The organism is Bartonella sp. MU70NMGDW (genome assembly GCF_042194085.1).
GTDB classification, from domain to species: Bacteria; Pseudomonadota; Alphaproteobacteria; order Rhizobiales; family Rhizobiaceae; genus Bartonella; species Bartonella grahamii.
In genome coordinates this window covers 1-537 of record NZ_JBHIMK010000569.1, presented here as the reverse complement: position 1 = coordinate 537, position 537 = coordinate 1, and the positions used below count along the sequence as shown (strand labels likewise).

At 43.8% G+C, this 537-nt stretch carries 2 pseudogenes; both read left to right on the top strand.

Annotated elements, in window-relative coordinates:
• Nucleotides 1-279 (top strand): annotated as a pseudogene (locus ACFIKE_RS12215) (lytic transglycosylase); the annotation flags it as partial.
• Nucleotides 280-291: 12 nt separating this feature from the next.
• A pseudogene (locus ACFIKE_RS12210) lies at nucleotides 292-537 on the top strand (phage tail protein); the annotation flags it as partial.

The following is a 537-nucleotide window of genomic DNA, read 5'->3' as shown; positions in this document are numbered from 1 at the left end:
CAAATTGTTGGGAGCAATGCGGTTGGCTTGAATGGTGGAAACAACGCTATGCGTGCAAGTGATTTTGTCAACCGTGTATTACAGATGTATGGGGGGCAGCCTCATAGAGCAAGTCCTACAGCGCATGGTGGTTTTAGAAATAGAGACAACTTGTTAGAGGTTTTAAGGGCATTATTAGCATCACAAGAAGAAGCTTCGGAAGAAAAAGAGAGTGATGATGATAATCCTTTGATGACGCAATTCATGCGGGCGTTTTACGGACCGTTTTACAGAAACTAGGATTCACGAGAAATGTCAACGATCTATGATTGGTCGCTTAGAGCGGCGGATAATACGCGCGTGGATGATTTGATTGATTGGTCCGAAGGACAGCATCCTAGCAGTGTAAACAAGAGCGCCCGTGTGATGATGCAAAGGATAAGTGAGTATTTGTCAGACACGGGTGGAGAGCTTGAAGGGGTTGTTACAAATGATCATGTCCAACAAACGAGTGTGATAAGACTTGCAAGCACTTCACAGTTTTTAGAGTATAAGAAT